The organism is Nocardia sp. NPDC059154, from assembly GCF_042755705.1.
In the GTDB taxonomy this organism is placed as follows: domain Bacteria; phylum Actinomycetota; class Actinomycetes; order Mycobacteriales; family Mycobacteriaceae; genus Nocardia.
On the sequence record NZ_JBHZCS010000028.1, the window covers coordinates 46,292 to 53,072 of the forward strand.

Consider the following 6,781-nt stretch of genomic DNA (forward strand, 5'->3'; position numbering starts at 1 on the left):
CCTCTTCTTCGGCTCTTGTTTGGGCGGGTTTGACCTTCTCCCCCCCCCCCCCCGCGCCAGGGATTCAAGCGGCCCCGACCATGTCCGGGTAGTTCTTCAGATCGATGTCGTTCTTGGCGTTCTCGGCGTACTTCGCCATCATCTTGAAGCCGCGCGAACGCACGAACCAATTACGAAGGCGCAGACCACGTGCGGTGCGGGGCGCCAGGAATCGGCCGGGGCTGGCATCGTCGGCCTTGCGCAGCAGACGCTTCATGATTTCCTCGTAGCGAGCGAATGCCACGGTGTGATCGCCGTCGGCCGCGGCCAATTCACCGGCCAGCACATAAGCCCCGACAATCGCCGAACCGGTGCCGAATCCGTTCAGCGTGTGGCCGTGCGCGGAATCGCCGACCAGCGCCACTCGCCCCGACGTGAAGTGCTTCATCGACACCCTGGCGATGGCGTCCAGGTAGAAACCGTCCAGGACCGGAAGTTCGGCCAGCATGCGCGGCACCTCCCAGCCCATTCCGGCGAAGCGCTCGGCGACGATACGGCGCTGCTGATCGAAATCGTCACGCGAGTAATCGATTTCGGGCGAGGCGAACAGGTACATCTGAGCGGCCTTGTTACCGCCCGTCATGGCGAGCCGGCCGGGGGTATTGCAGCCGAGGGACCTGGCGCGGGGCCGATTCCCTTCCGGCATGTCCTCCCAGACCGAGGCTCCCGCGATGGCGTAGTAGTAGCCGTCGTGCGTGACGAAGTCCGCCTCCGGGCCGAAGGCCAGTTTCCGCACCCGTGAATGGATGCCGTCGCACCCGAAGACCAGATCGAAGAACCGCGCGGGCGCGTTCTCGAATTCGACGTATACCCCGTCGCCGGTCTCCCGCAGCGCGGTGACGGTGTCGCCGAAGAGGTATTCGCACTCCCCCGCGGTCCGGCCGTAGAGGATCTGGGCGAGGTCGCCGCGCAGGATCTCGATATCGCCACCGAGGAACTCCCCGGCCATCACGGCCTGCTCGACGCCGCTCTCGTCGACCAGCACCCAGTCGGTCTTGCCGGTCTGCCGCCGCTCGATGTCGTCGAGCACGCCCATGCGCTCGAGCACGGTCATGTGGGTCTCGCCGGTGAAGTCGATGGCCTGGCCGCCGGCGCGCAGCGCGGGCGCCTTCTCGACCACGGTCACCCGGAAGCCGTAGCGGTGCAGCCAGTAGGCGAGGGCGGGACCGGCGACGCTGGCTCCGGAGATGAGGACGGTGGTGTTGCGCATGGCGGTGACTCCTTCGATAACTGCGTCCCATGGACGCTGTTGATGTCAAAAGCGTACGATGGACGCAGTTTCACGTCAAGCCTGGAATCCGGAAGGATGGCGACCATGCCGGCACCGACCACCCTCGAACTGCTCTGGGGCTCCCCCGACCGCCCTCGGCGCGGGCCCAAGCCGTCCCTCACGCTGGAGCGCATCGTCGCCGAGGCCATCGATCTCGCCGACGCCGAAGGGCTGGCCAACCTGTCCATGGCGCGACTGGCCGAACGCCTCGGCTGCGCCAAGATGGCGCTGTACCGCTACCTCCCCGGCAAGACCGAGCTCATCGCGCTCATGGTGGACACCATCCTCGGCGTGCCACCGGAAAACACCACCGCCCCTTCGGATTCCGATCCGGAACCCTGGCGCGCCTATCTACGCCCGTGGACCGAGACCTTCTTCACCCGCGCCGTCGCACACCCCTGGGCGAACGACGCGTCCACCGGCATCCGCCCGATGGGCCCGAATGAGCTGGCCTGGCTCGATTCGGCCGTCGGCGCGCTGAACGGCACCGGTCTGACCGCGGCCGAGTGTTTCGACACCGTCGTGCTGCTGCTGGGTCACGCCCGCGGCATCGCCCAGCAGACCGCGACGGCGGGTGAGGATCTGGAGGGCGAACTGGCCCGGGAGCTCGGCGAGGTGTTGTCTGCGCAGGCACAGCGCTTTCCGCACGCCGCGGCCGCCTTCGCCGAGACCATGTCCGGCAGCGCGGCCGAGACCGGCCGCGACAATGCCCTCGCCTTCGGCATCGACCGCATCCTGGACGGCCTGGCCGTGCTCATCGAGACCCGGCGTGGCCGCCACCAACGGACACAGCGGTAGTTGCCGCGGATATCTGTGCCACTGCCCGGTTTCGGCCTACGCTCGGCTCATGTCAGAGCTACCCGAGCTGAAGCAGGATCCGGTCACCACGGTGCGCGAATTCTTCGCGGCAATGGAAATGAAGATCGTCGGCGAAGCCCTGGAGCTGGTCGATCCCGGCATCGTCTGGAAGAACACCTCGCTCCCCGACATCCGCGGCGTGGACCGCGTGCGCTGGGTCCTGAATCTGCTCAACAGTCCCCGCTACGGCTTCCGCGCCGACATGCACCACATCGCCGCCACCGAGGACGGCACGGTGCTCACCGAACGCACCGACTACCTGCGCATGGGCCCGGTCGAGATCTCGTTCTGGGTCTGCGGCACCTTCGAGTTCCGTGACGGCCGCATCACGCTGTGGCACGACCACTTCAGCTGGGAGAACTTCCTGCGCGGCACGGTCACCGGCGTCGTGCGCGCACTCCTTCCCCGCTGAGCCGGCTCCTCCGGCGGAAAGCACGACGCCCGCCACGTTTTCGCGGCGGGCGTCGGCATCGAACCGCGCACAGGGCACGGGATCAGGGTCTGCGGGGCAGGGGCATGCTCAGGGGCGCAGGTGGGCCAGTTCGGCGCGCGCCTTCTCGCCTTTCTCACCGAAGTCGGTGCGGCTGAAGATCTTCCACTGCTCGAGCAGGGGCGCGAAGACCAGTTCGGCTTCGTTCGCACGGTCGTAGATGCCGGCCTCGGCGAGGACCTCGTCGCTGGTGCTGCCGTCGGAGAGCTGCACCACCGGGGCGTGGAAGTCGGCGATGCGGTCGGCGATGGCGCGCACGGTCTGGTCGGGGGCCAGGTCGAGGGCCGCGCCGACCAGGTTGGCGAAGAAGACGGCCTGCAGTTCGTCGTCGGCGGCCAGCCGGTCGGCGATGGTCGCGACCATGACATTGTCGGCCAGGCGCGCGGTGGTGCGATGCCGGACGGCGGCCGCGGTCTCTTCCAGGGCCCAGGCGGCGAGCACGTCGGCCAGGTGCATGGCGGGGCGGCGGAAGCCGGTGGTCATGTGCGCCATGCGCATCCGCTCCAGCGCGACCGGGTCGATGGCGCGGGTGACCATCAGGTAGTTGCGGATGAGGATCTCGTGCCGGTTCTCCTCCGCGGTCCAGCGGCCGACCCAGCGCCACCACGGTCCGCTGCGCAGGTACTTGCCGACCTCGCGGTGGTAGGCGGGCAGGTTGTCGGCGATCAGCACGCTCACCGTGAGCGCGGTCTTGGCGACCTCACTGAGGTCGGATTGCGCCGGTTCCCAATCGGTTCCGCCGAGGAACTGGAAATTGCGGCCGTCGTCCCACGGCACGTAGTCGTGGGGCTGCCACTCGGGGGCGGCGGCGATGTGCCGCTCGAGGTTGGTCTCCACCTCCGCCGCGAGTGATTCCAGCAGTTCCCGATCGGACAAAACGTTCTGCACGCGAACAACCTAGCGGCATCGGGGCAAACATGGGGGCCTTCGCGCGGTATTCGAATCCGCTATGGCCGCAGCCAGGTCCGGGATGCCGTCACCGAGCGGCCCGGACCGGCCGGGCTACTTCTCGGTGACCGTGGTCTCGTTGTCGACCCAGGTGATGGAGCCGCCGCCGAAATCGCTCTGCTTGCCGCCGGTGATGTCGTATTCGTCGCTGGTCGGGTAGCCGAGCGTGCCGCCGGCGCCGCCCTGGTCGTCCCACGCCTTGCGGATCTCGCCCCACACCACGTGGGTGCCGTCGGCCGGGCTGGAGTAGATTGCACCGCCGTCGAATTCCTGCACCATGCCGCCGTCGGGCGCGTCCGCGGCGGGGCCGGTGGGCATACCGAGAGCACCGGTGGCGCCGCCCATCTGGTTGTACTTCTCGAGAATGTCTCCGGCGACGGCGATCCCGGCGCCCTCGCGGGTGGCCATCTTGGTTTCGGCGGCGTGGGTGTCGTCGCCGGCCGGTGCGGCCGCGGAGGTGGTCGAGGTCGTGGACGACGCGGAGTTCTTGTTGTCGTCCTTGCTAAAGCCCGCGCCGAGCGCGGTGACGACCGCAAGCACCGCGATGGTGCCAGCCGTGCGTCGTGCGAAGTGGTGCATTTTCCATCCTCCCGCGAATCCTGGCCGACAACTCGGTTACGATCCGGCGAATCGGACAGCACTCACCGAAGGGGTATCCGAGCTGGAATTACAGCGAAACATACCCCACCACATGTGAGTTCAACCACTTGCCAAAGAATTGCCCGGCCGGAGGCGCGTCGCTCTCCGACCGGGCAGGTCCTAGCTACCGGGCGTCAGGAATTGGGCCCGAACTCCTCCAGCATCTCGGTGACCAGCGCCGCGATCGGCGACCGCTCACTACGGGTCAGGGTGACGTGCGCGAACAACGGGTGCCCCTTGAGCTTTTCGATCACGGCGGCCACGCCGTCGTGCCGGCCCACGCGCAGGTTGTCGCGCTGTGCGACGTCGTGGGTGAGCACCACCCGCGACCCGCTGCCCAATCGGCTCAGCACCGTGAGCAGCACATTGCGTTCCAGCGACTGCGCCTCGTCCACGATCACGAAGGAGTCGTGCAGCGAGCGCCCGCGAATGTGGGTGAGCGGCAGCACCTCCAGCATGCCGCGCGCCTGCACCTCCTCCATCACCTCCGGGCTGGCCAGCCCGTCGAGGGTGTCGAAGACGGCCTGCGCCCACGGCCCCATCTTCTCGCTCTCGGAGCCCGGCAGATAGCCGAGCTCCTGTCCACCCACCGCGTAGAGCGGCCGGAACACCACCACCTTCCGATGCGAGCGGCGCTCCAGCACCGCTTCGAGCCCGGCGGTCAGCGCCAGCGCGGATTTGCCGGTGCCGGCCCGCCCGCCGAGCGAGACGATGCCGACGCTCTCGTCGAGCAGCAGATCCAGCGCGATGCGCTGTTCGGCCGAGCGCCCGTGCAGCCCGAAGGCCTCGCGATCACCCCGCACCAGTTGCACCCGCTTGTCCGGCGTCACCCGCGCCAGCGCGCTGCCGCGCGGGCTGAGCATCCGAATTCCGGTGTGGCAGGGCATGTCCCGAGCCTCGTCGAGGTCGATGACGCTGTCGGAGTAGAGCTTGTCGACGGTGCCGGTGGCGACCTCCAGTTCCACCATGCCGGTCCAGCCGGAGGTGACGACGTCCTGCGCGTGGTACTCGTCGGCCCGCAGGCCGACCGCGCCGGCCTTGACGCGCAGCGGAATGTCCTTGGACACCAGCACGACTCGCTGTCCCTCGGCGGCCAGGTTGAGCGCGCAGGCCAGGATGCGGGAATCGTTGGTGTCCGTGCGGAATCCGACGGGCAATACGGTTGGGTCGGTGTGGTTCAACTCCACCTGGAGTGTCCCGCCCTGGGTGCCGACCGACACCCGCTGATCGAGCCGACCGTGTGCCAGACGCATGTCGTCCAGCATGCGCAGTGCCTCGCGAGCGAACCAGCCGAGTTCGTGGTGATGGCGTTTGGCCTCGAGTTCACTGATCACCACCAGCGGCAGCACCACATGGTGCTCGCCGAAGCGGGTCAGTGCCCAGGGGTCGGACAGCAACACCGACGTGTCGACTACGAATGTTTTCGCCGGTCCGGAATCGGCCGACTGCGAGGCGCGAACTCCCCGTGTCGTGGTCAGCGGGCTCTGGTCAGAGCCGGCGTCCCTGCTGGGAGCGTTGACGGAGCGTGCATCAGTCACGGTGGGCTCCTTTGCCACTCGCGCGACACCGCGCGAGCGTTCTCGCTGGGCCGGTCAGCCTTGGGGTCGTACGACCCGAGGGCCGGGTGCCGGCCCCCTCGCACTGAGTTGCTCAGTCACGATCAGGACCTCCCGTACGAGCCACACCTACGCGGCTCGCACTCCCGACGCTACCGCCGAAATCGCGATCCGGCTTCCGGACTGCGGGGCGCATTGGTGAAGATCGCGTTAACGCGAGTCCGCTCTGTGTGTTTCGCCCAATTCACTCAGCAGCACGGGAACATGGCTGTGCTCCGGCTCTTTGGTGGCCGTGACCAGCGTCAACGGGGCGGATGCGGCCTCCGACCGCAGGCGCGCCAGCCCCTCCTGCGCCGCGTCCGCGGCGAGCTCGATTCGATACCGGCGCTCGAACTCGTCACGGCGTGTCTCCGGCGCGGCGTGATACCACCTCCGCAGCTCGTTCGACGGCGTCACGTCCTTGGCCCATTCGTCTATGGCCGCTTGCTGTTTGCTGATGCCGCGCGGCCAGAGCCGGTCCACCAGCACCCGGCGGCCGTCGGCCGCATCGGGATCGTCGTACACGCGCTTGACCCGGTACCTGGGTTGCTGTGTCATGTCCTCCATTACAGTCGAGGGCATGGCCGAAACTGCGGATCTGGCAACGCTGCCCACCAAGGAATTGCACGACCGTGCCGTGAAGCTGGCAGCCCGGCGCGGCGACATCAAGTTCCTGTGGCAACTGCTCAAGGCGATTCCCGGCGCCGAGGTCGCGGCCGGCAATCAGGGCGAGGGCGAGGTCGACATCTGGAACACCGTCGCCCTGCTCGACGACTACTTCCACGCCGGCGAGGGCAGGGTCGGCGAGGCGCTGCGCCCGATATACCTGGACTACCTGAGCAAGCACGCCTGAATCAGGAGCCGTCGTGGGGGGGGGGGGGGGGGCGCGGCAGGGCAGGAAAAAAAAAAGGACAGACACAAAAAAACACCCACCTCATTACT

Annotated in this window: 8 protein-coding genes; 3 read left to right on the top strand and 5 right to left on the bottom strand. The window is 67.9% G+C overall.

What is annotated here, in order from left to right:
* Nucleotides 1–64: 64 nt before the first annotated feature.
* Complete coding sequence (locus ACFXN1_RS23975; protein ID WP_379445801.1) at nucleotides 65–1,249, bottom strand: FAD-dependent monooxygenase; 1,185 nt, start codon at nucleotides 1,247–1,249, stop codon at nucleotides 65–67.
* A 105-nt stretch (nucleotides 1,250–1,354) separates the two neighbouring features.
* Between ACFXN1_RS23975 and ACFXN1_RS23980 the strand changes: the two genes are divergently transcribed.
* Both ACFXN1_RS23980 and ACFXN1_RS23985 read left to right on the top strand, forming a co-directional pair.
* Nucleotides 1,355–2,107 carry a TetR/AcrR family transcriptional regulator gene (locus ACFXN1_RS23980; RefSeq protein ID WP_379445802.1) on the top strand — a complete coding sequence of 251 codons (753 nt, stop codon included), beginning with the start codon at nucleotides 1,355–1,357 and terminating at the stop codon, nucleotides 2,105–2,107.
* 49 nt (nucleotides 2,108–2,156) lie between these two features.
* A complete protein-coding gene (locus ACFXN1_RS23985) occupies nucleotides 2,157–2,579 on the top strand; it encodes a limonene-1,2-epoxide hydrolase family protein (RefSeq protein ID WP_354833445.1) in 423 nt (140 codons plus the stop codon).
* A 108-nt stretch (nucleotides 2,580–2,687) separates the two neighbouring features.
* Here the strand turns inward: ACFXN1_RS23985 and ACFXN1_RS23990 are convergent, their stop codons facing one another.
* From ACFXN1_RS23990 to ACFXN1_RS24005, 4 genes are all read right to left on the bottom strand, one after another.
* On the bottom strand, nucleotides 2,688–3,545 hold the full coding sequence (locus ACFXN1_RS23990) for an acyl-ACP desaturase (RefSeq protein WP_379445804.1): 858 nt from the start codon (nucleotides 3,543–3,545) through the stop codon (nucleotides 2,688–2,690).
* Between the two features lie 114 nt (nucleotides 3,546–3,659).
* Nucleotides 3,660–4,184, bottom strand: coding sequence for an LGFP repeat-containing protein (locus tag ACFXN1_RS23995; protein WP_379445805.1), 525 nt, complete (start codon nucleotides 4,182–4,184; stop codon nucleotides 3,660–3,662).
* A gap of 194 nt (nucleotides 4,185–4,378) precedes the next feature.
* Nucleotides 4,379–5,722, bottom strand: a complete 1,344-nt coding sequence (locus ACFXN1_RS24000; RefSeq protein ID WP_354834070.1) for a PhoH family protein — start codon at nucleotides 5,720–5,722, stop codon at nucleotides 4,379–4,381.
* A gap of 288 nt (nucleotides 5,723–6,010) precedes the next feature.
* Nucleotides 6,011–6,397, bottom strand: a complete 387-nt coding sequence (locus ACFXN1_RS24005) for a DUF488 domain-containing protein (RefSeq protein ID WP_379445806.1) — start codon at nucleotides 6,395–6,397, stop codon at nucleotides 6,011–6,013.
* A gap of 22 nt (nucleotides 6,398–6,419) precedes the next feature.
* Here ACFXN1_RS24005 and ACFXN1_RS24010 point away from each other — a divergent pair, with 22 nt between their 5' ends.
* Nucleotides 6,420–6,692, top strand: a complete 273-nt coding sequence (locus tag ACFXN1_RS24010; RefSeq protein ID WP_379393796.1) for a hypothetical protein — start codon at nucleotides 6,420–6,422, stop codon at nucleotides 6,690–6,692.
* The last annotated feature ends 89 nt before the right edge of the window (nucleotides 6,693–6,781 follow it).